A 21,053-nucleotide genomic window follows, 5' to 3' on the forward strand; every position below is an offset into this window, starting at 1 on the left:
ACGGGCTCGCCCGGCCCGCATGGGCAGCCGCTGCCCCTCTGCTGCGCGACTACTACGACACAGAGTGGGGAATGCCGGTCACGGACGAACGCGGCGTCTACGAGCGCGTCAGTCTCGAAGGATTTCAGGCGGGACTGTCCTGGGCAACGATCCTCCGCAAGCGACCCGCATTCCGTGCGGCATTCGACAACTTCCTCCCGGACGCGATCGCTGCGTACCGAGACCGATGTCGAGCGGTTGATGGCCGACGTCGGCATCGTGCGCAACCGGCAGAAGATCCAGGCGACCATCACCAATGCCCGCGCCACCATCACGCTGCGCGAGGAGATGGGCCTGGCCGAGCTGGTGTGGTCCTTCCGACCCGAGAGCACGCCCTGCCCCCAGACCTTTGCAGAGATCCCCACGAAGTCCGCCGAGTCGGTCGCGTTGTCAAAGGAGCTGCGCCGACGCGGATTCGCCTTCGTCGGCCCGATTACCATGTACGCGCTCATGGAGGCGATCGGCATCGTCGACACCCATCTGCTCGGCTCGCATCGACGGGGCAGCTCTGGAATCTGGACATCGTGACCCTCCTGCACCTGATCCCGAACGGTCCCACTGACTTTGAGATCGCTCTACGGATGCTGGCTGCCCACGCGATCCCAGGAGCCGAAGAAGTCGACATCCCGGGCCGCACCTACACCCGGCTTCTGACCCACGCAGGAGGCCCTGCACGGGTGAAGATGACCTTCGCCGAGGATGGGGTCGTCGCGAACCTCCCTGACGAGGTGCCTGACCCCGACGGCATCGCGGTCGCGATTCGACGCTGGCTGGACCTCGACTCCGACACCGAGCGGATCGCCGATCACCTCACCACGGACCCGCTGATCCGGCCGCTGGTCGAGCGCCGGCCCGGCACCGGCGACTTGGTCGCCCGCAGGGCGCTTGGGGCCGTCACCGTTGACCGGGCGCGGACCATCGCTGCGGCGTGGGCACCGTGGCGCTCCTACGCGCTCATGCATCTGTGGGCGGACGTCGCCTACGGCGCGGCCAGGCCGGACTGACGCGATCCTGAAGCCAGGCCCCAATCTCACGTTCCTGTGCGACCCGGCGTCTTCCACGTGCCGGGAAGCAATCGCCCGGCATTGCTGACCTCAGTCAGCTCAGCATGCCCGCGGCCGTCACGCGCCCGGCGGTCGCGGGCACCGCTGCTACAGCTGGGCGTGCAGGGGACAATGCGAATGACCAGTCGACAGGACAAGGAATACGACCTGACCGACTTCGACGCCGACAACTACTGGATCGAGACGCACCGCGCGACCGCTGCCACGTACTACTTCCCGAGTCTCGCGGACAAGAGCGCCCGATCGGCTCAGTTCGGCATGGCGGTCGGAGACCTCCTCCAATCCGCCATGATCTGCGGTGGCATCGACGTGATGCCCTTCACGATCCGCGACGAGAGCCTCGTCGTCGTAGCGTGCAGAGGCTACGAGACCGTCGGCATCTCGATCATCGACCCAACCGGCGATGTCCCACGCGACGTCGTGACATGGATGGAGCCGACCCACGCGGCGTGGGTGGAGCAGGTGCTCAAGATCGAACTTCTGCGTAACGCCCGCGAGGCGGGCATCGACCGAGTGATCGTCCGGGACGGCACGGCGACAGAGGCCATCTACAAGGCCCTTGGCCTGCACCCATCGAGGTGATCGCATGACCGAGGCATCACGGACGTCCACGCCCCCACCGGATTAGACCGGACGCGTCTGCACATCGAAGAGGAGATTCCTGTCGCAGCAGGCTTCGCCTCTTCAATCCGTGGTCGTTCAGCGGCCCGACTCGCGAATGCTCAGCACCGCGTTCGACACCTCGTATCTTCACCGCCAATCTCACGTATCGGCTTCGACCAGCGTCTTCAAAATGTCACCACGCCTGCTGGCGGACCGGTGGCGGCTACCGACAGAAAGGACAAACCCATGTCGCTCGAGAAGAACAAGGCCATTGTCGGCCGATGGTTTACGGAGTTCTGGGGCAACCCCTTCAACCCCGACATCATCGACGAGCTCGCCGCTCCGGACATCCGGTTCGAGTACTCGCTGCACAAGCCCATGCGCGGTCGCGACGAGGTGCGCGAGTTCGCGACCAATTTCCGCACCGCCTTCCCGGACCTCAACTTCTGGGGCACCGCGGACCTCATCGCCGAGGGCGACTACGTCGTCGGCCAGTGGGAGGGGGGCGGCACGCACACCGGGCCGATCATCTTCGATGACCTTCCCATCGGCTCCGCGCCGGCGGCGTCCGGCAAGACGCTCCGCTTCACCGGCACGACGGTGCTCAAGATCCAGGACGGTCTCATCGTCGAGGAGCTCGGGCTCGACGATGGTGTGAAGGTCCTTCAGCAGCTCGGAATCATCCCTACCGCCTGAGCTGAGCGCCCGCTCAAGCTGGTGCTCATCGAGGGCGAGGAGGGTCAGGACACCCGCATGGACCACCTCGGCCGCCGCCACCCAGCGGCTCACCGAGGCCGGGCTGGCCACCTTCACCGAGAACGACACCTCCTGCTGCTATGCCTCGGCCATCGACCGCGTCATCGCCCGGCTGGGCCGCGACCGGCCGCTGGCGGAGGTGGCCGACGCCGAGATCGGCACCGCGCTGGCCGAGCTGTGGGGCGCGAGCGCGCCGGCGACCTGGAACCGCAACCGCGCCGCCGTCGCCTCCTGGCTCACCTGGTGCCAGGCCAAGAAGCACTGGGCCGCGCCGTCGGTCCCGGCCGACGCCGAACGCCGCAAGGAAACCGCCGACGAGACCCGCGCCGTGGCCAAGACCACGATCCACCAGCTACTGTCACGCCGCGACATCCCGCTACGCGAGAAGACGCTGTGGCGGATGCTCTATGAAACGGCGGCCAGAGCCTCGGAGATCCTGGCGCTGAACGTCGAGGACCTCGACCTGGAGCACCGCCGCGCCCCCGTCCGTTCCAAGGGCGGAGACGTCGAGTGGGTGTACTGGGAGACGGGCACCGCCCACCTTCTGCCCCGCCTACTCCGGCTCCCGGACGGCAGCTCACGCACCCGCGGCCCGCTGTTCCTGTCCGAGCGGCGCCCGGTCCCGGCCCGCCGCCCGGCCGCCGCCGGCATCTGCCCGCACACCGGCCACGCCCGCCTCGGCTACGACCGCGCCCGCGTCCTGCTCGACACCTACGCCGGGCTCGACCTCCACCAACTGCGCCATTCGGCGGCCACCCACCTCGGCGACGCCGAAGTCCCGCTCCAGCTCATCATGGGCAAGACCCGCCACAAGAACCCCCGCACCGCCATGCGCTACGTCAAACCCGGCGCTGAGGCCATCGCCAAGGTCACCGAGGTCCTGGCACCCCTTCGCCGTACCCACTGATCAACCGAGTGGCGGCTGCCCGGAGCTATAGGAGTTCCGGGCCGTAAAGGTCGGTGCCGGTGGTGCCGTCCGGGTTGGCGTAGGGGACCTCTTGGACGGCGGCGGGGATCTGGGTGCCGGGGTACTTGTTGATCAGGACGCCGAGCTGTTCGCCTTCTCCTGATGGTCGTCATGGTCACTCCTGACCTGGATGGACAGGCCCAACGCCTGTCCTGTGCGCTCAATCCAAGTCGTGCGGAAGGGTCCAGACCACGCAGAACAGCACGCGGAAATACCGCGAACACCGGCCTTCGGCGTGTCAGGATGCGGCGGGCGCCAGGTCGCGCAGCGACTGCTCGCCTCGACGTCACCGATCGCCTCGAACACCTCCGCCGCACGCGTGTAGGCTCGGCGGCTCTCGCCGGTCCGGCCTTCCTCGGTCAGGACGGCCGCGAGTGCCTCCAGGGCGCGGGCCTGCCGGTAGTTCAACTGGAACTGCTCCATGAGAGCGATCGCCTCGGTGAGCGTGGTGATCGCTTCGGCCCGATGGCCGAGGAGTCCCAGGCATTCGCCGACCTGGGCCAGTGTGTATGGCCGGGTGAGCGCCGCGATGCTCGGTGTCATCCCAGACCCCTCGTCGCCCTGCATGGCGCACGCTTCGCGGTACTTCTCCAGCGCTTCCTCAAGGCGGCTGTCGTCGCGAAAGCAGTCAGCGAGGGTGCTGAGGCACGAACAGTAGGCATCGATGTCGCTGTTGGCCTTGAACATCTCCGTCGCCCGGGATATCGACGCAACGGCCTCATCGAGCCGTTGGAGCCGTCTCAGCGCGACTCCGGCGTACATGTGGGCCCAGGCGATCTGCGCCGTGGCGCCGCTCTGGGTAGCGAGGTCCAACGCCTCAGCTGCGTACCGCAGCGTGGTCTCCGGGCCGGCGGACGGCGGACGGCAAGCGTGGTCTTGCCCAGGCCGGCCGAGCCGGTGATGAGGGCGACGCCGGCGTCGCCCAGTGTGTCGCCGGCCTGGACGAAATCGTTCGTCCAGGCCAGTTCGGCGGCCCGGCCGGTGAAATCGTCAACCGATCGGGGCAGCTCACACAGGCCGGTCGGGCGCGTCCAGTGATCCCTCAGACGGCCGGATCGAGCCAGGTCGATGAGCTGTTCGCGGTCGTCTTCCGCTAGAGCGAGCGCCTCCGCCAGGGCGGTGACGGTCCGGTGCCGGGGTCCTGTGCTGCGTCCGCGCTCCATGTCCGACAGGGTTCGGGCGCTGACCCCCGAGGCCTCGGCGAGCTGTTCGAGAGTCAGGCGCGCCGCGTGCCGATGGCGACGCAGCAGGTCCGCGAAACTGGATGGGGTGGTGATGGACTGCTCCTTCTCCGCGACCTGGTGGAAGCCGAGCCTACGCGGCGGGCCCGGTGCGCCCAAGGAGTCGCGAAGATCGTCCCCGGCCCGAACTCCCAGCCGTCGTCGGCACTGGCGCTTGTGCGGCAGGGGTCTCTCGGGCGCCGGTGGGTGCGACGCGCCGCAGGAGCAGGAGCGCGAGCGCGAGCAGCGCCGCAGCCAGGCTGCCGCTGATGATCGCGGCAGCGTGTAGTCCGGAGGCGAAAGCGTTGCGCACGGTTGCAGCCATCGCCTCGCCGAGCTCGCCGGGGAGGCGTTCGGCGATGGCCAGGCCGCCGCCGAGGTTGCCGGCCGCCTCCCTCACCACGTCCGCGGGCGCACCTGCTGGGGAGGCGGCCTGCACGTGGTTGCGGTACACGGCTGCCATCACGCTGCCGGTGGCGGCGATGCCGAAGGCGAGGCCGAGCTCGTAGGCGGTCTGCCCGACTGAGGAGGCCTGGCCGGCCTTGCCCGGCGGGGCGGCCTCGGCCGCGATGGCAGTGCCGAGCACGGTGACCGGTGCCAGGCCCAGCATCATGGCGGTTGCCGCGCCGATCGCCAGGACCGCTCCCGAGGCGTCGCTGGGGAGTGCGGCCATCATGGCGAAGGCCGCGCCGGCCAGGGCCGCGCCCGCGGCGATCACGTACGCGGGCCGTACCCGCCGGGTCAGCACGGGGGTGAGCTGCGATCCGGCGGCCAGGCCGAGCGCGGGCAGCACCATGAGCAGGCCGGCCTGGACCGGCGGCAGGCCGCTGACCAGCTGGAGGTACTGCGGCATCAGGTACTCCACGCCGTTCATCGCTGCCAGGCCGATGAACATCAGAGCCAAGGCGGCGGCAAAGGTGCGATGAGCGAACAGCCGCACGTCCAGCAGCGGTGTCGCAGCTCGCCGCTGTCGGCGCAGGAACAGCGTGCCGAAGGCCAGCCCCACGGCCAGCGCCGCGAAGGTCACCGGGGCGAAGCCATTCTCGCCCAGGCTCTTGATCGCGTACACGAGAGGCATCAGGGCCAGCAGGAGCAGCGAAGCGCCGGCCCGGTCGAGCCGCCCGGCCTGCGGATTCGCGTGCCGGGGCACCAGTAGCGGCACGACGGCCAGGACGACCAGCATGATCGGCACGGCGACCAGGAACACCGAGCCCCACCAGAAGCGCTCCAGCATCACCCCGCTGACCACGGGCCCGATGGCGATGCCGCTCGACAGTGCCGTCACCCACAGCGCGATCGCCCGGGCCCGCCGTACCGGATCGGTGAACATGTGGCTGATCAGCGACAGCGTTGCCGGGACGATGGCGGCGCCCGCCGCGCCCAGGATCGCCCGGGCCGCGATCAGCACGCCCGGGCCGGGAGCATAGGCGGCCATGATCGAGGCGAGCGTGAAGACCGCGATGCCGAACAGCAGGAGCCTGCGGTGCCCGTACCGGTCGCCGAGGTTGCCCGACAGGACCAGTAGGGAGGCTACGGCGAAGCCGTACACATCGTTGATCCACAGCAGTTGAGTGCTGGACGGGCCGAGATCGGCGGCCAGCGCGGGTGTGGCCAGCCAGAGGACTCCGAGGTCGACGGTCATCAGCAGGGTCGGGAAGAGCAGTACGGCCAGGCCGAGCCAGGGGCGGCGAGAGTGGTCAGACATCGGCTGCCTGCGCCAGGCGTCGGGCGTAGGAGGCGAAGTCGGCGGGTTCGCGACCAAGGGCGCGTCGCACGCCGTCCGACAGCGCAGCGCCGCGCCCGTGGCGGATGTGGGCGAACAGCGCCGAGGTGATCTCGGCGTAGTCGTCTGGGTGTCCGGCCGCGGCCAGTTCGGTGCGGTACTGCTCATCGCTGATCGGTGTGAAGCGTATGGCGCGGCCGGTCGTGCGGGCGATCTCGGCTACGGCCTGTCCCCAGGTCAGTGCTCTGGGGCCGGACAGCTCGTAGATCTCTCCGGCGTGACCGCCGCCAGTCAGGGCGGCGACCGCGACCTCGGCGATGTCCTCGGCGTCGATGAACGGTTCGCGTCCCTCACCGGTGGGTAGCCGCAGATCCCCCCGGGCTATCGCGCTTGCGATAAGCGGGTCCTCGCCGAAGTTCTGGGCAAACCAGGACGGCCGCAGAATCGTCCAGGCCACTCCCGCTTCGCGTACCGCGTTCTCTACGGCGAGCCCGGCCGGGTCGCCCATCTCGGCCCAGACCCTGGCCGACAGCAGGACCAGCCGGTCCACACCGCGCGCGACGGCCCGCTCGGTGAAGGCACGCACCTCGGCCTCGGCGCCCGCGTCCTGGGAATCGACCAGGTAGACGGCGCGGACTCCGGCCAGCGCCGGTTCCCAGGTCGTCTCGTCCACCCAGTCGAATCGCACCGGGCCCGATCGAGACGCCACCCGTGCGGGCACGCCACGCCGATCTAGCAGGGCGGCCACCCGCCGCCCCGTCTTGCCGGTGCCACCAGTGACAAGTGTCGATGAAATAGACATGTCGCCCAGTCAACCGGCGCCAGACTGGACGGACGATGGCTCATCGTCTGCTCTTGATGTTTGAGCGTCTAAGCTGTCCGACATGGGAGACGCTCTGACGAGCCTGCTGCGTGACATCCGTCCGGTGGGGGCACTGTTCGACCAGTCGACTGTCAGCCCGCCGTGGTCGCTGCGATTCGCCGAGGAGGCACCGCTCACGCTACTGACCATGCTCAGTGGCCAGGCCTGGATCGTGCCTGATCATGGCGATGTCGTACTCCTGAGCACCGGAGACGTGGCGCTCGTTCTCGGCCCCGATTCCTTCACCGTCGCCGACGACCCGGCCACCGCGCCGCTGGCCGTGGTCGACGCGTCCAGATCCTGCACCACGCCTGACGGAGACGAGGTCACCGGCGAGCTGCCGATGTGCCGCCCAGGGGGGCTCACCGGCGGGTCCACCGTGCTGCTCAAGGTCACCTATCAGGTGAGCGGCCAGGTCGGGCAGCGCGTGCTCGACGCGTTGCCCCGGCTCGCCCGCATCCCCGCACTCCCCGGCGGCTGCCCCACCCTGGACATGATCTCCAGCGAGATCCGCGAGGACTCCCCCGGGCAGGAGGCCATCCTCGACCGGCTCCTCGACCTCCTGCTCATCTCCAGCCTGCGCGAATGGTTCAAGCTCTCCACGACAGACGCACCCGCGTGGTATCGCGCGCACGGCGACCCCGTGGTCGGCCCCGCCCTCAGGGCCATCCACGATCATCCCGCACGCCCCTGGACGGTCGCCCGGCTGGCCGCGCAGGCCGGTATCTCCCGAGCGGCTTTCGCGCAGCGCTTCACCAGCCTCGTCGGCCGCCCACCGATGGCCTACCTCACCGAGTGGCGCATCTGCCAGGCCGCCGACCTGCTTGCCAACAGCGACGCCACCGTCGATGCCGTCGCCCGCCAGGTCGGCTACTCCAGCTCCTCCGCTCTCAGCGTCGCCTTCAAACGCACTCTCGGCATCCGCCCCACCGAACACCGCGACCGTTCCCGCGGCCGCGCCGCCGCCTGATCGCTACCACGCAAAGCTGGGCTCCGCGCAAATGCCAGGTCGGCCCTGCCGCGGCCTGGCGACCTCGGTCATGCCGTAGTGACGCACTTGGGTGTCGACTTCGGTCGACCCAGGCGGCGACTTTCGAGGACTGCGACGCGATGGCCCCGGTCCCTAGCGTGAACCACGTGATCGAAGTGGAGAACCTCAGCAAGAGATACGGGGACACGGTGGCGGTCGACGGCCTGACCTTCACCGTGCGGCCCGGCCAGGTCACCGGATTCCTCGGGCCCAACGGCGCAGGCAAGTCGACCACGATGCGGATGATCCTGGGCCTCGACCGCCCCACCGGAGGCCGGGTTCGCATCGACGGCAGGAGCTACCGGGCACTGCCCGAGCCGCTGCGACGGGTCGGGGCGCTGCTGGACGCCGGGGCGGTGCACGGGCGGCGCAGCGCGTACCACCACCTGCTCTGGCTCGCGCAGAGCAACCGGATCCCGAAGGCGCGGGTGCGAGAGGTCCTGCGGCTCGCCGGGCTGGAGGGCGTGGCGGGGAAGCGGGCGGGCGGCTTCTCGCTCGGCATGGCGCAGCGGCTGGGCATCGCGGCGGCGCTGCTCGGAGACCCGCCCGTCCTGCTCTTCGACGAGCCGGTGAACGGGCTGGACCCGGAGGGCGTGCTGTGGATCCGGACCCTGATGCACAGGCTGGCCGAGGAGGGCCGGACGGTGCTCGTCTCCAGCCACCTGATGAGCGAGATGGCACTGACCGCGCGGCACCTCATCGTGATCGGCCGGGGCCGGCTGCTCGCCGACACCTCCGTGCGGGAGTTCGTCGAGGCGGGCGCCCGCTCGCACGTGCGGATCCGCACGCCCGAGCCCGAACGGATGCGCGACGTGCTCGCTGCGGCGGGGCTCGAGGTGGGGCAGGCGGCCGACGGGGCGCTGGAGGTCTACGAGGCGGAGGAGACGCGCATCGGCGAGCTGGCCGAGGCTCACGGCCTGACGCTGTACGAGGCCGGCACGCGGCCGGGCTCGCTGGAGGAGGCGTTCATGCGGCTCACCAGGGACGCCGTCGATCACCGGGGAGACGTGCGATGACCGCGAAGAGTGTGGACGCGGGGGTGGGCGTCGCGACCGTACGAGCCGTCCTGGTCTCCGAGTGGACCAAGATCAGGACCGTGCCGTCGACGGTCTGGACGCCGGTGCTGGCTCTGGCGCTCAGCGCCGGGCTCGGCCGCCTGCTGGCCGGCATGCTGCGCGACTCCTACGCCACCCGCTCGCCCGGGCGTCAGGAGGCGCTCGATCCGATCTTCGCCACCTTCTACAGCCTGACCCTGGGCCAGCTCGCGCTGGTGGTGTTCGGGGTGCTCGTCGTGGGCGGCGAGTACGGCTCGGGGACGATCCGGGCCTCGCTGCTGGCGGTGCCGCGGCGCGGCCTGTTCTACGGCTGCAAGATGCTCGCAGGGACGGTGCCGGTCCTCGCGGTCTCGGTGGTCACGGTGACGGCCACCTTCTTCGCGGCGCAGGCGGGCCTCGGCCCGTACGGCACCTCCCTGCTCGCGGACGGTATGCCGGCCGCCTTCGCCGGCGCGTGCCTGTACCTGACGCTGATCAGCATGTTCGCCATGGGAGTGACGGCGATGCTGCGCGGCTCCACGCTCTCGCTCGGCATCCTGCTGCCGCTGTTCTTCCTCGGCTCGCAGGGGCTCGGCAACGTACCGGCGATCAAGGCCGTCACCCAGTACCTCCCGGACCAGGCGGGCATGGTGATCATGCATATCGCCGGCCCGCAGGACGACCCCCGCTGGGCGCGCGACTACGGTCCGTGGACGGGGCTCGGCATCCTCGCGCTCTGGGCCGCCGCCGCCCTGGTCGGCGGCTACCTGGTGATGCGGCGTCGCGACGCCTGAGCGGCATTCCCCGGCGGGCGAGCGGCGCCCGCCGGTCAGACGGTGCGCGCGTCCCGGACCAGCAGCGCGGCCTGGACGCGGTTGGCGCAGCCGAGCTTGGCGAGGACGCGGCTGACGTAGGTCTTGATGCTGGTCTCGCTCATGTGCAGCCGCCGGCCGATGTCGGCGTTGGACAGCCCCTCGGCCACCAGATCGAGGACCTCGGACTCGCGGGAGGTCAGCGCCGCCATGCGCCGCCGAGCCTCCTGCCATCGCCCCGCCGCCAGCGGGGTGACCATCCCGAGCACGACGCGGGTCACCGCCGGGGAGAGGTAGGCGTCTCCGGCCTCCGCCGCGCGGACCGCGCGGATCAGCTCGTCGGGGGTGCAGTTCTTGAGCACGAACCCGGCGACGCCGTTGCGCAGCGCGCGCAGCACGTTCGACTCCTCGCCGAAGGCCGTCAGCATCACGGCCCGGATGCCGGGGGCGTGCCGCCGCAGCTCGTCCACCGCGCTCAGCCCGTCGAGCACGGGCATGCTGATGTCCAGCAGCGCCACGTCGACGCGGTGCGCGAGCGCCTTCTCGACGGCCGCTCTGCCGTCCCGCGCCTCGGCGACGACCTCGATGTCCGGCGTGGACTCCAGCACCGTCCTGATGCCGGCGGTGATGAGCGGCTCGTCGTCGGCGACGAGGACCCGGATCACGTGATCATCCTCCTGGAACGCCCGTGGGGCCGGTGACGAGCACGAGGACCGCCGCGGTGAGCGCGAGCGCGACCACCCAGAGGCGGTCGCGGCCCGGGGCCGCCGCCGGGGGCCCGGCCTCCTCGACGGCCTCGGCGAGCGGCAGCATGGCGACGAGCCGGAACTCCGCGTCCGAGGTTCTGGTGTGGAAGACGCCGCCGGCGAGCCGCACCCGCTCGTCCAGCCCGGCCAGCCCGTGCCCGGTGCGCCCGGACGAGGCGGCCGGGTGCGCTGGAAGGGGGTTGCGGACGCTCACCAGGAGGGTGTCGCCCTCCCCGCGCAGCGCCACCGTGACCGGCTGCCCCGGCGCGTGCCTGGCCGCGTTGGTCAGCCCTTCCTCCACCACCCGGTACGCGGCGTGCTCGGCGGCCGGGGCCGGCACGCCGGCGGTCCCCTCGCGCAGCACCGTCACCGGGGTGCCCGCGGCGCGGAACTCGGCCGCCAGCCCGTCGAGCGCGCCGAGCGAGCGCGTGCCGGGCTCCGCGCGTCCACGGAGCGCGCCGACCAGCGTGTGCAGCTCGTCGAGCGAGTGCCGGGCGGTGGCGGCGAGCTCCCGGACGGCCTCTCGCTGGCGCGGCGGCAGGTGCGTCACCTCCAGCGCGGCGGCCTGGATCGAGATCAGGCTGAGCCGGTGGCCCAGGGAGTCGTGGACGTCCCTGGCGATCCGCAGCCGCTCGCGCAGCCGCTCCTGGTCGGCCAGGAGGGCGTGCTCCCTGCGCTGCTGCCGCCTGTGGGCGTCCCGGGCCGACCGCAGGCTGCGATGCTGGGCCAGATAGCGCCCGAGCACCATGGGCAACGCCACGAAGACCACGTATCCGCTCACCACGGGACCCGCCGGCGCGGACAGCAGGAGCAGCTGCCAGGCCAGGCCGCAGACGACGCCCACCGCGGCGACGGCGATGCCCGATCGCGACACGACCAGCCGCCCGGTCTGATAGGCGGTCCACACGAGCAGCGCGCTCGGCCCGCCGGGCGGCGCGAGCGCCAGCGCCGCCAGGAAAGCGGGCACGGGCAGCCGCGACGCCATCGCCGCGACCACGGCGATGCCCGTCACCCGGGCGGCCGTCACCCAGCCGTGCGGGCCTCCGGGGTAGAGCAGGACGGCGTCGGCGACCGCGACGAGGAGGGCGGCGACGGCCCATCTAAGGGCCCGGTCGGACCCGCGTGCGGTGCCCATGGCGACGACTTTACCCGCCGCTCCTTCAGCGCGGGTCACGCCGGCTCGGCCTGGTAGGCCTCCAGTCGATCGGCCAGCTCCTTGGGGCGGCTGAGGGCGATGCAGTGGCCGCCGTCGATCTCGTCCGGGGGGATGCCGAGGCGTTGCCCGACGACCCGGCGCATGAATTCCGCCGGGAAGAAGCGGTCGTCGCGGCAGAGCAGGAATCTCGTCGGCACCGCGGGCCATGCTTGGAGCGGCCATGGCTTCAGGAAAGGTGTGGCCGACTGATCACGGCGCCTCTCGGCCGCGTCCGCCGCCAGTTCGGGTGGCACGTCGTGGAGGAACAGGGCGGTGTCGTCGCCGGGTGCCCTGCCGTCGCGTTCGTCCTGCTCGTGCCTGGCCTGTTCCCAGCCGGTGTTGGTCCACCACTGGCCGGGCGACTCACCCGGCGCGGGGATCATCGCCGTCAGCAGCACCAGCAGATCGACCGGTACTCGTTCGCACACCAGGGGTGCGGTGAATCCGCCGAAGGACTGAGCGACCACGACGAGACCGGTGCGGTCGCCGATGGCGTCGATCACCGCGTCGGTGTACTCGGCCAGCCCGGCCGAGTCATCGTCGCAGGGCAGGTCGGGCGCGACCACGTCGTGGCCCCGCGCACGCAGTTCGGCGTTCAGCAGATGCCAGTACCAGGAGTCGGACGCGGCGCCGGGGATCAGGACATAGGTGCTCATGACGGGTCGGCCTCCTGGCAGTGGTGACGGTCAGGGCGGCTTCCGGTCCCGGTCGTCACAGTCGGCCCCGGCGTTCGAAGTCCTTCATGCCGGTGCCGCCGGGCAGCCTGGTCTGGAAATCCAGCGCCGTCACATCTTCGCGATCGTCGGGCCCCATCAGCGTTCCTCACCGTCGTCGACCTCGCGGATCGAGGTCGTCCGCTGTTGAGACGGTGAGGCGGCCGGAAAGGAATCACCGCCCGCACCCGGGCCGGGAAGCTAGGACAGCGTCAGCGGCAGATCGAACGCGGGGAACAAGTGCGGCTCGAAGACGGTGATCTCGGCGATCTTCCCGTCCTCGACCCGCAGCACGTTGAGCACCTGAGCCCGATACTCGGTTTCTCCCGGCAGCCGGACGTACCCCGCCACCGCCGGCTGGCGGTTCGCCCGGGTGGGCACGCTCCGCCACTGTGCTTGGTACAGCGGCGAGCCGGGTCCGAAGACATGTGCGGTGAAGTCCGCGACCGCCTTGCGACCGGAGAACCAGAACGGAAGCGGAGGCATCGTCACCCGTACGTCCTCGCTCAGCAACCGTGCGAAGGCGGCCGTGTCGGCTCGCTCGTGGGCGTCCATGAAGCGCCGCAGCAATGCCCGTTGCTGCGCGGTCGCGGGCGTTGACGGCGCCCACTCCTCCCGGCGCCGTGGAAGGTGCGTCCTCAAGGTGGGTCGCGCCCGCTGCAGGGCACTCTTCACCGAGGCGACGCTCAACCCCAGCGCCGCGGAAGACTCCTTGGCCGACCAGCCGAGCACGTCCCGCAGGATCAGCACCGCACGTTGCCTGGGAGGCAGGTGCTGGATGGCGACCAGGAAGGCCAGTTCGATGGTCTCCTTGCCGACCGCGGCGGCGTCCGGCTCCACCTCGCCCGGCGCCGTCGGCTCCAGCAGCCGGTCCGGGAAGGGCTGCAGCCACCGGATCTCGTCCGGCGGCGCCCCGGGTGCGTCGCTCGCCTGCGCGGCCTCCCGCGGGAGGGGGCGGCGCGGGTGCCGGTCGAGGAAGTCGATACAGGCGTTCGTCGCGATCCGGTAGAGCCACGCGCGGAAGCTGGAACGGCCCTGAAAGCCTTCGCGTTTGCGCCACGCCCGCAGGAACGTCTCCTGAACCAGATCTTCGGACTCCTCGAACGAGCCGACCATCCGGTAGCAGTGCACCCGCAGCTCCCGCCGATATCGCTCGACAAGCCCGGCGAACGCCGACTCGTCGCCACCCCGGGCCGCGGCGACGGTCGCGGCCTCGTCATTCAGGCTCGCCCCATCTCCCTCGGCTCCCGCGAGCCGCCGGCCGCGGCTGCTCACGCCGGCGCTTCGACCGCTGCCGGCCGGAGGGACGACATCGGAGAGGTAGCGGTGCAGGGATGTCTTGGGGATGCCGGTCTCGGCCGCGATCCGGCCGAGGGAGTCGCCCTGGGCCTTCAGCGACCGGGCGTATTCGATCTTGTCGGCGGGGTGGGCGACGGGCCGTCCGACGTGCCGGCCGCCCGCTTCGGCGACGGCGCGGGCGTGGGCGGCGCGCTCAGCGGCGAAGGTCCGTTCCATCTCGGCGAACAGCGCGAGCAGCAGGGAGGCGATGCGGCCCACGCCCTCGCCGGCGGTGTCGATGGGGAGCGGGTCGGCCAGCGAGCGGACACCGATGCCGCGCTCGGACAGCTCGTGCACGAGGTTCAGCACCTCGCGGAGGTTGCGGCCGATCCGGTCCAGGGTGTGCACGACGATCGTGTCGCCGGCACGCGCGCGGGCCAGGAGCCGGTCAAGGCCCTCACGTCCGGGGGTGGTCCCGGTCTTGTCGTCGGTGTAGATCCGCCCAGCGGGGATGCCGGCGGCGGTCAGCGCGTCGAGTTGCCGCTCCAGGGACCGCTTGGTGGCGGACACGCGAGCGTAGCCGAGGTCGAGCCCACGCTGCGGGTGATCGGTGCCGGTTCCCACGGCGGCGAATGTACCGGAATTCACCCCCGTACGGTTCTTCTGGAACGAAGTCTGGAATGCGGCCAGCTCGGCGAGCTCTCTGGACCCGGCCCTACGGGGACGCCGCCGACTGGTGACGGTCAGCCGCCCTCCCCCCGGCTGGTGACGCGCCGCTGCACCTGTAGGAGGTACTCCTCGCGGTTGAGCGGATTGTGGTCCGACCTGGGCCGGGCCGGGGGAGTGCCGCGGACCGGCTCGTAGTGGTCGAAGGCGCATTCCAGCACGCCCTCGCCGCGGGTCAGCGCCGGGAGCCGCTGCTCCAGCTCGTGCACGGAGGCGGCGGGGATCTCACCCTCGATCACGCACGACGAGTCGCGCATCGCCGGCGTCCGCGGGATGGCGCGCAGCCGTGCCAGCACGGGCAGCACCGAGCCGAAGGTGTCCGCCGGGATCTCCAGGCTGAGGCGGTGCATGGGCTCGTACACCGTGGTGCCGGCCCGCCTGAGCGCGTCGATCACCACCAGCGGCGTCAGGTTGCGGAAGTCCCCGCCCGTGCTGGACATGCTCTTGTCGAAGCTGGCGTGGGCGTGGCTCTGCCGTGGCGCGTACCCGGAGTGTGTCAGGGTGACCATGCAGTCGGTGACCTGCCAGCCGTGGAGCCCCTGGCGCAGCGTCTCGTGCACGGTCTCCTGCACCGCCTTGAGGAACGCGGGCGGGAGCGCCCCGAGCTCGATCTCCAGCCCGAACCGCACTCCGGAGCCCACCGGAGCCGGTTCGACGCGCAGCCCGATGGTCGCGAGGAAGGGGTTCGGCTCCTTGCCCATGACCTCGACGGCCGCGCCGGTGCCGGCCGGCCGCTCGACGCAGATGGTGGTCGTCTCGCGGAATGTGACCTCCACCCCGAAGTCGTTCGCCAGCGTCGCCTGGATGACCTCCTTCTGGACCTCGCCGTAGAGCGAGACGGAGATCTCCTGCCGGACGTCGTCCTGCCGCAGGTCGATCAGCGGGTCCTGCTCGGCGAGCTGGACGAGCGCCGCGTGCAGCGCGCCCTTGTCGGCGGGGCGGGAGACGACGACCGTCTCCAGCGTCGGCGGGGCGAAACGGTGGCGCGCCGAGGTCGTCCGCGGCACGCCGATCGTGTCTCCGACGCGCACCCCGACGAGCCCCCAGAGCATGCCGATCTCTCCTGCGGAGACCGACGGGCGCGGGACGGCGGAGCCCCGGTCGAAGACGCTGATCGCGGTGACCTTCCCCTCCTGGTCCTGGCGGAACCGCAGCCGGTCGCGCACCCGGACGGTTCCGGAGAACACGCGAACGTACGCGATCTTCTCCCCGGCCGGGCCGCGCTCGATCTTGAAGACGGCGCCCGAGAGCGGGCCCGCGGCGTCGCCCTCGGTCGCGGGCAGGAGCTCGCTGATGCCGGTCATCAGCGAGTCCACGCCCGCACCCGTGATCGCCGAGCCGAAGAACACCGGATGCACCAGCGCCCGCCTGGCCTGCGCCTCCAGCTCGTCCCTTAGCCGCTCGCGGGAGACCGGCTTCTCGTCGTCGAGGTACGCGGCGAGGAACGCGTCGTCGTGGTCGGCGAGCAGCTCGGCCAGCCTGGCCGTGAAGTCCGCCTCGTCGGCGCCGTGCGGCGTGAAGGACGGACAGCGCGTGCCGAGGCCGCGCACCGATCCCATCGGGATGATCGACGGCGTCAGCCTGTCGGATATTTCCCGCAGCACCTTCTCGTACTGCGCGCCACCGCGGTCGATCTTGTTCACGAAGACGAGCGTGGGCGTGCCCAGCCGCAGCAGCGTGCGCATCAGCACGCGGGTCTGGGCTTGCACACCCTCCACGGCCGAGACGACCAGCACGGCGCCGTCGAGCACGTCCAGCACCCGCTCGACCTCGGCGATGAAGTCCGGGTGGCCGGGCGTGTCGATCAGGTTGACGGTGACGTCGCCGATGACGAACGACACGACGGCGGACTTGATCGTGATGCCGCGCTCCCGTTCGAGCGCCAGGGAGTCGGTCTGGGTGCTGCCGTCGTCGACGCTGCCGATCTCGTCGATGACGCCGGCGGCGTGGAGCAGCCGCTCGGTCAGGCTGGTCTTACCGGCGTCTACGTGTGCCAGAATCCCCAGGTTCAAAGTGCGCACTAAACGTCATGTCCTCTAGGTAGATGGAAACTTCCTTTCTGGTGGACATCGACGTTTCACGCATTTCGGTCTCCTTGGTTGATCGGCTCTGTGGGTCAGTGCAGCAGACGGCGACCACGACGAGCAACCGTTTTATCGATTCACCCGGCCAGGCGCCGGATCTTGAGCGTGTTGTCCGTGCGGGTGGTCGGCTTCCCGTCGGGGTCGTTCTGGATCCGCTCGTGCTCGTCGCTGAGCAGCACCTCCCACTCCCCGTCCCGCAGGTCGAGGGATTCGAGGACCTCTTCCGGGGTGGGGAAGTGGATGTCGGGATGGTGGTCGTGCTCCCAGGCGGGGAACCCCGCGTGCCCGACGACGAGGAGGACCCCGCCCGGCGCGACGGCCGAGGCCGCGTTACGCAGGATCTTCTCCCGCGGCATGTCGCCATGGGAGTGCAGGAACTGCGCGGAGACCAGGTCGAAGACCCCGGCGGGGAAGGACGACGCGAGGTCGTGCCGCTGCCACTCGATGCGGCCGGCCACGCCGGCCTCGGCCGCGTGCCTGGCCGCGCGGTCGAGGGCGACGCGGGAGATGTCGACGGCGGTGACCTGCCACCCCTGCCGGGCCAGCCAGATCGCGTCGGCTCCCTCGCCGCATCCGAGGTCCAGGGCTCTGCCCGGTTCCATGCCGGTGACCTCGTGGACCAGCACGGTGTTGGGGTTCCCGCTCCAGATCTGGTCGCTCTGGCTGTAGCGGTCGTCCCAGAACTCCGCGTCCGAGGTGATGTCGGTCATGTGTGCGTTCTCCTTGCTGGTTTCGGGCCGGGGCGGGGTCACAGGCCGTGCCGGCGGTCGCCGAGCACGCGTTCGCATGCTTCGCGTTCCATCTGGGCGGAGAAGGGGGCGAGGCGGGCGGCGACGGCCCGGCGGGTCTCCTCGCCCACCAGGTCCATGTTGATCGCCGCGCCGGCGCGCACACCCGCGCCGGCGGCGCCGACGACCTGCTCGGTGAGGTTGGCGACGTTGCCGGCCACCCACACCCCGGGGAGCTCCGTGGCCCCGGAGGCGTCGGCGGCGACGTAGCTGCCGATCACCTGTCCTCCGATCTCCTGCTCGGTGGTGCCGAGGCCCAGGCTGGTGAGGACATCGGCGCGGGCGGTCAGGCGTGGCAGGACAACCAGAGCCTGGCAGAAGATCACCCTGCCGTCGTCCAGGCGTACGCCGGTGAGCCGGTCGCCCGTCACCTCCAGATTCGTCACCTGTCCACGGGCCACGGCGATGTCGCGGGCGGCCAGTTGCGCGTGCTCCTCCTCGCCTGGCTCGGGCGCGGTGTGGAGGAAGAGGGTGACGTCCTTGCTCCACTGCCGCCACAGCAGGGCCTGGTGGACGGCCATCGGCCCGGTGGCCAGGATGCCGATCGCCTGGTCGCGCACCTCCCAGCCGTGGCAGTACGGGCAGTGCAGCACGTCGCGGCCCCATCGCTCTGCCATGCCCGGCACCTCGGGCAGCTCGTCGACCAGGCCGGTGGTCACCAGCAGCCGGTCCGCCGCGACCATGGACCCGTCGCGGAGCACGACGTTGAAGCCCCCTGCGTCCAGGCGCTCGGCGGCCACGACGTCCCCCGTGACGATCTCGCCGCCGTAGCCGGTCACCTCGGCGCGGCCGTCGGCCAGGAGCCGTGAGGGCGCGATCCCCTCGTGTGCCAGGTAGGTGTGGACGTGGGCCGCCGGGGCGTTGCGCGGCCGGCCCGCGTCGATCACCAGCACCGAGCGGCGTGCCCTGGCCAGGGTCAGCGCCCCGCTCAGCCCGGCGGCGCCACCGCCGACCACCACCACGTCGTAGTGGCGTTCCTCGCTTATCGGAATATCGGGCAATGTCTGTTCGGTCATGTGCGGTACCTCCGTTCACTGGAGATGATCCGCTCATGCCCGCGCGTATGACAAAATTCGTTGCCAAGACGGCAAACGGGTGATCAGCCGGGTGAGGGGCGGGGACCTGGGGCGGGAAGCCGCCGGGCGATGCCGTCGAGGAGGAATTCGAGCCCGAGACCGAACTGCTCGTCCACGGTCGGGCCGCTGGGACAGGCGAGCCAGGACGCCAGGTGCGGGAGGCGCCCGTCCGCGGCGGCCAGGTCGTGCACCGCCGTCATCGCGGCGTGCAGCCTCGCGCCGTCGTCCAGGCCGTGGCGCCGGGTGATCCTTGCCTCTTCGGCCTCCTGCATCCCGCTGCCGAAGATGTGCCGGTCGACGAGTGCCGCGTAGGTCATCGCCTCGGCGACGGTCGCGCCCTGCCCGGTGAGCACGGTGAGCATGAACTCCAGGCGGAGCATCATGCTCGGACCGGCAGGAGGGCGGGTGTGGATCAGCAGCGCGTACCAGGGGTGCCTCCGGTTCATCTCCCTGGTGGCCGTGGCCAGGCCGAGCAGGTCGGCACGCCAGTCGCCGCTCGGCCGCGCCGGGATCGGGATCTCGGCGGTGGCCGTGTCGAGCATCAGGTCGACGAGGCCTTCCTTGCTGTGCACGTAGCGGTACAGCGCCATCGGCGAGTACGGCCCGAGGCGGGCGGCCACCGCCTTCATGGTGAGCGCGGCCGGCCCGGCCTCGTCGGCGAGGGCGATCGCGGCGGTCACGATCTCCTCCCGCCCGAGGGCGCGCTGCCGCGGCGGCGGCGGTGGCTGGTTCCAGACCAGCGGGACCGGGCTCTCGGTGGACTCTCCCATATTCGAAGTGTACGGTATAAACCCTAGTTTATTACGTAAACTCTCCTCCAAGGAGGTCCGCCGATGACAACCGGTCCCTTCGACCCGTCCGGCATCCGGCTGGGGGTCGTGCGCGGCATCAGCTACGGGCTGTTCGGCAAGCCCGACGAGTTCGCCCCCCAGGCCAGAGCGCTCGGGGCCACGCTGGTGCGGGCGTACGTGTACTGGGGCCAGGTCGAGCCGAGCCCCGGCGACTACGTGTGGGACACGGTCGACGCACTGCTGGACCAGCTGGACGGCGACGAGGAGGTCTGGATCACCCTGTGCTCCAGCTCGCCGTGGGCGACCCGGGAGCCGACCGACTTCCTGCCTCCGTCCCCCGCGCTCGACCTCGGCGCGTACGGCCGGTTCGTCCGCGAGGTGGTGGGCCACTGCGCGGGACGGGTGCGCTACTGGCAGTGTGACAACGAGCCGAGCAACACCGGCCTGCTGTGGGCGGGCACCGCGGGCGAGTACGTCACGCAGCTCCGGGTGATGTACGCGGCGGTGAAGGAGGCCGACCCCGCCGCGGCGGTGGTGCTCGGCGGCTGCGGCTACGACGTCTTCAGCGAAGGCGACGACGGCGAGCCCCGGCGGTTCTTCGACCACCTGGTGTCCGAGGGCCGAGACGCGTTCGACCTGTTCGACGTGCACCTGTACGGCGACCCCGCGACGGCTCCGGCCTGCATCGACACGGCCCGGCGGATGATGCGCGCCCACGGGTACGCCAAGCCTGTCGTGGTCGGCGAGTACGCGGGGCCGGTGCCGTTCGACATCCCCGAGGTCGAGGCGGTCATGAGGCAGGTGTTCACCGAGGCGTTCACCGAGGCCCCCGCCACCCAGAGCACCGCGGAGCTCACGGCCAGGGCGAGCCAGGACACCCCGGAGAAGCGCGCGATGACCGCGCTGTACGGGCGGATGCCACAGCTGCCGCGGAAACTCCAGATGTTCATGGCCGGCTGCCCCGACGAGCTGGAGGCCAGGCGGCACCGGATCAACTGCCGTCGGCTCGTCATGTGCAACCTGCTGGCCCTCGCCGCGGGTGTGCGCCGCACCGCGTACTGGAACCTCGCGCACGAGGTGCCCGGGCCGGTCGACCACCTTCAGATGATGCACCTGATGTTCGGCAAGCTGCCGCTGATGGACTACCGGGGCACCGCGCTCGACGCCCGCAATCCGGCGGGCGACACCTTCGCCCTGATGGCCGGGCAGCTCGCCGGGGTGCGGAACGTGACCCGCGTGGAGGTGGCCGACCGGCCGGCGCTGTACGCGTTCGAGGTCGACCGCGCCGGACGGGAACCGCTGCTCGTGCTCTGGGACGACCGCGACATGTTCGACGGGGAGGACGACCCGCCCGTCACCGTCTCGTGGCCGTGGTCCGCGCCCGCCGCGACCGCGGTCGACGCGCTCGGCGGGACCCCCGCCGTCGAGGTCGGCGGGGGGATGCTGCGGCTGCCGGTGTCGGTCACGCCCGTCTTCGTCACCGCGGCGACGCCCGGGCGGCCGTTCTGAACGCGTCCCTGGAACGGGAAAGGGAGTGCCGGAGGAG

20 protein-coding genes and 2 pseudogenes are annotated in these 21,053 nt (G+C 71.0%); 10 read left to right on the forward strand and 12 right to left on the reverse strand.

Going from position 1 to position 21,053, the window contains the following annotated elements:
• Nucleotides 1-71 precede the first annotated feature (71 nt).
• From OG589_RS11685 to OG589_RS11710, 6 genes and pseudogenes are all read left to right on the forward strand, one after another.
• Nucleotides 72-567: pseudogene (locus tag OG589_RS11685) on the forward strand (DNA-3-methyladenine glycosylase I).
• On the forward strand, nt 564-1,043 hold the full coding sequence (locus tag OG589_RS11690; protein WP_405148600.1) for an AlkA N-terminal domain-containing protein: 480 nt from the start codon (nt 564-566) through the stop codon (nt 1,041-1,043). The pseudogene OG589_RS11685 and the gene OG589_RS11690 overlap by 4 nt, the downstream one beginning before the upstream one ends.
• 177 nt (nt 1,044-1,220) lie before the next feature.
• A complete protein-coding gene (locus OG589_RS11695) occupies nt 1,221-1,685 on the forward strand; it encodes a hypothetical protein (protein WP_405148601.1) in 465 nt (154 codons plus the stop codon).
• 267 nt (nt 1,686-1,952) lie between these two features.
• Complete coding sequence (locus OG589_RS11700) at nt 1,953-2,402, forward strand: ester cyclase (RefSeq protein ID WP_285704414.1); 450 nt, start codon at nt 1,953-1,955, stop codon at nt 2,400-2,402.
• Nucleotides 2,403-2,547, forward strand: a pseudogene (locus OG589_RS11705) (glyoxalase/bleomycin resistance/dioxygenase family protein); the annotation flags it as partial.
• 54 nt (nt 2,548-2,601) lie between these two features.
• Complete coding sequence (locus OG589_RS11710) at nt 2,602-3,369, forward strand: tyrosine-type recombinase/integrase (protein ID WP_405152017.1); 768 nt, start codon at nt 2,602-2,604, stop codon at nt 3,367-3,369.
• 132 nt (nt 3,370-3,501) lie between these two features.
• Here the strand turns inward: OG589_RS11710 and OG589_RS11715 are convergent, their stop codons facing one another.
• Genes OG589_RS11715 through OG589_RS11730 form a run of 4 tightly spaced genes read right to left on the reverse strand, consistent with a single transcriptional unit; the run spans nt 3,502 to nt 7,174 of the window.
• Nucleotides 3,502-4,191 (reverse strand): tetratricopeptide repeat protein, encoded by a 690-nt coding sequence (locus OG589_RS11715; protein ID WP_405148602.1) that lies wholly within the window; start codon nt 4,189-4,191, stop codon nt 3,502-3,504.
• Complete coding sequence (locus tag OG589_RS11720) at nt 4,170-4,769, reverse strand: helix-turn-helix domain-containing protein (protein WP_405148603.1); 600 nt, start codon at nt 4,767-4,769, stop codon at nt 4,170-4,172. The genes OG589_RS11715 and OG589_RS11720 overlap by 22 nt, the downstream gene beginning before the upstream one ends.
• Nucleotides 4,744-6,354 (reverse strand): MFS transporter, encoded by a 1,611-nt coding sequence (locus tag OG589_RS11725; protein ID WP_405148605.1) that lies wholly within the window; start codon nt 6,352-6,354, stop codon nt 4,744-4,746. The genes OG589_RS11720 and OG589_RS11725 overlap by 26 nt, the downstream gene beginning before the upstream one ends.
• Nucleotides 6,347-7,174: an NAD(P)H-binding protein gene (locus OG589_RS11730; RefSeq protein ID WP_405148607.1), complete on the reverse strand. Its 828-nt coding sequence runs from the start codon at nt 7,172-7,174 to the stop codon at nt 6,347-6,349. The genes OG589_RS11725 and OG589_RS11730 overlap by 8 nt, the downstream gene beginning before the upstream one ends.
• Before the next feature lie 82 nt (nt 7,175-7,256).
• On the opposite strand from OG589_RS11730, the gene OG589_RS11735 reads away from it, so the two are divergent.
• The 3 genes from OG589_RS11735 to OG589_RS11745 all read left to right on the forward strand — a co-directional run bounded on the left by OG589_RS11735 (nt 7,257) and on the right by OG589_RS11745 (nt 10,092).
• On the forward strand, nt 7,257-8,204 hold the full coding sequence (locus tag OG589_RS11735) for a cupin domain-containing protein (RefSeq protein WP_405148608.1): 948 nt from the start codon (nt 7,257-7,259) through the stop codon (nt 8,202-8,204).
• Between the two features lie 167 nt (nt 8,205-8,371).
• Entirely contained in the window at nt 8,372-9,280 is a 909-nt protein-coding gene (locus tag OG589_RS11740) for an ABC transporter ATP-binding protein (protein WP_405148609.1), read from the forward strand.
• A complete protein-coding gene (locus OG589_RS11745; RefSeq protein WP_405148610.1) occupies nt 9,277-10,092 on the forward strand; it encodes a hypothetical protein in 816 nt (271 codons plus the stop codon). The genes OG589_RS11740 and OG589_RS11745 overlap by 4 nt, the downstream gene beginning before the upstream one ends.
• 35 nt (nt 10,093-10,127) lie before the next feature.
• Here OG589_RS11745 and OG589_RS11750 read toward each other — a convergent pair whose 3' ends face one another.
• The 8 genes from OG589_RS11750 to OG589_RS11785 form a co-directional block, all read right to left on the reverse strand.
• Nucleotides 10,128-10,775 carry a response regulator gene (locus OG589_RS11750; RefSeq protein ID WP_405148612.1) on the reverse strand — a complete coding sequence of 216 codons (648 nt, stop codon included), beginning with the start codon at nt 10,773-10,775 and terminating at the stop codon, nt 10,128-10,130.
• A 4-nt stretch (nt 10,776-10,779) separates the two neighbouring features.
• On the reverse strand, nt 10,780-11,991 hold the full coding sequence (locus tag OG589_RS11755) for a sensor histidine kinase (protein ID WP_405148613.1): 1,212 nt from the start codon (nt 11,989-11,991) through the stop codon (nt 10,780-10,782).
• Between the two features lie 35 nt (nt 11,992-12,026).
• On the reverse strand, nt 12,027-12,707 hold the full coding sequence (locus OG589_RS11760; RefSeq protein WP_405148614.1) for an alpha/beta hydrolase: 681 nt from the start codon (nt 12,705-12,707) through the stop codon (nt 12,027-12,029).
• Between the two features lie 258 nt (nt 12,708-12,965).
• On the reverse strand, nt 12,966-14,666 hold the full coding sequence (locus OG589_RS11765; protein ID WP_405148615.1) for an RNA polymerase subunit sigma-70: 1,701 nt from the start codon (nt 14,664-14,666) through the stop codon (nt 12,966-12,968).
• Nucleotides 14,667-14,785: 119 nt separating this feature from the next.
• Nucleotides 14,786-16,789: a GTP-binding protein gene (locus tag OG589_RS11770; RefSeq protein WP_405148617.1), complete on the reverse strand. Its 2,004-nt coding sequence runs from the start codon at nt 16,787-16,789 to the stop codon at nt 14,786-14,788.
• A 140-nt stretch (nt 16,790-16,929) separates the two neighbouring features.
• Nucleotides 16,930-17,562: a class I SAM-dependent methyltransferase gene (locus OG589_RS11775; protein WP_405148618.1), complete on the reverse strand. Its 633-nt coding sequence runs from the start codon at nt 17,560-17,562 to the stop codon at nt 16,930-16,932.
• A 38-nt stretch (nt 17,563-17,600) separates the two neighbouring features.
• Nucleotides 17,601-18,656: an NAD(P)/FAD-dependent oxidoreductase gene (locus OG589_RS11780; protein WP_405148619.1), complete on the reverse strand. Its 1,056-nt coding sequence runs from the start codon at nt 18,654-18,656 to the stop codon at nt 17,601-17,603.
• Between the two features lie 83 nt (nt 18,657-18,739).
• Nucleotides 18,740-19,486, reverse strand: coding sequence for a TetR/AcrR family transcriptional regulator (locus tag OG589_RS11785; protein WP_405148620.1), 747 nt, complete (start codon nt 19,484-19,486; stop codon nt 18,740-18,742).
• Nucleotides 19,487-19,549: 63 nt separating this feature from the next.
• On the opposite strand from OG589_RS11785, the gene OG589_RS11790 reads away from it, so the two are divergent.
• Nucleotides 19,550-21,016, forward strand: a complete 1,467-nt coding sequence (locus OG589_RS11790) for a hypothetical protein (RefSeq protein ID WP_405148621.1) — start codon at nt 19,550-19,552, stop codon at nt 21,014-21,016.
• The last annotated feature ends 37 nt before the right edge of the window (nt 21,017-21,053 follow it).

This window comes from Sphaerisporangium sp. NBC_01403, from assembly GCF_045040145.1.
Classification (GTDB): Bacteria; Actinomycetota; Actinomycetes; order Streptosporangiales; family Streptosporangiaceae; genus Sphaerisporangium; species Sphaerisporangium viridialbum.

What these genes read in the sequence shown, in the direction of transcription:
- OG589_RS11695 (WP_405148601.1), top strand. Translation starts at nt 1,221, where the DNA reads ATGACCAGTCGACAGGACAAGGAATACGACCTGACCGACTTCGACGCC.
- OG589_RS11700 (WP_285704414.1), top strand. Translation starts at nt 1,953, where the DNA reads ATGTCGCTCGAGAAGAACAAGGCCATTGTCGGCCGATGGTTTACGGAG.
- OG589_RS11715 (WP_405148602.1), bottom strand. Translation starts at nt 4,191, where the DNA reads ATGTACGCCGGAGTCGCGCTGAGACGGCTCCAACGGCTCGATGAGGCC.
- OG589_RS11725 (WP_405148605.1), bottom strand. Translation starts at nt 6,354, where the DNA reads ATGTCTGACCACTCTCGCCGCCCCTGGCTCGGCCTGGCCGTACTGCTC.
- OG589_RS11730 (WP_405148607.1), bottom strand. Translation starts at nt 7,174, where the DNA reads ATGTCTATTTCATCGACACTTGTCACTGGTGGCACCGGCAAGACGGGG.
- OG589_RS11735 (WP_405148608.1), top strand. Translation starts at nt 7,257, where the DNA reads ATGGGAGACGCTCTGACGAGCCTGCTGCGTGACATCCGTCCGGTGGGG.
- OG589_RS11745 (WP_405148610.1), top strand. Translation starts at nt 9,277, where the DNA reads ATGACCGCGAAGAGTGTGGACGCGGGGGTGGGCGTCGCGACCGTACGA.
- OG589_RS11755 (WP_405148613.1), bottom strand. Translation starts at nt 11,991, where the DNA reads ATGGGCACCGCACGCGGGTCCGACCGGGCCCTTAGATGGGCCGTCGCC.
- OG589_RS11760 (WP_405148614.1), bottom strand. Translation starts at nt 12,707, where the DNA reads ATGAGCACCTATGTCCTGATCCCCGGCGCCGCGTCCGACTCCTGGTAC.
- OG589_RS11775 (WP_405148618.1), bottom strand. Translation starts at nt 17,562, where the DNA reads ATGACCGACATCACCTCGGACGCGGAGTTCTGGGACGACCGCTACAGC.
- OG589_RS11780 (WP_405148619.1), bottom strand. Translation starts at nt 18,656, where the DNA reads ATGACCGAACAGACATTGCCCGATATTCCGATAAGCGAGGAACGCCAC.
- OG589_RS11785 (WP_405148620.1), bottom strand. Translation starts at nt 19,486, where the DNA reads ATGGGAGAGTCCACCGAGAGCCCGGTCCCGCTGGTCTGGAACCAGCCA.
- OG589_RS11790 (WP_405148621.1), top strand. Translation starts at nt 19,550, where the DNA reads ATGACAACCGGTCCCTTCGACCCGTCCGGCATCCGGCTGGGGGTCGTG.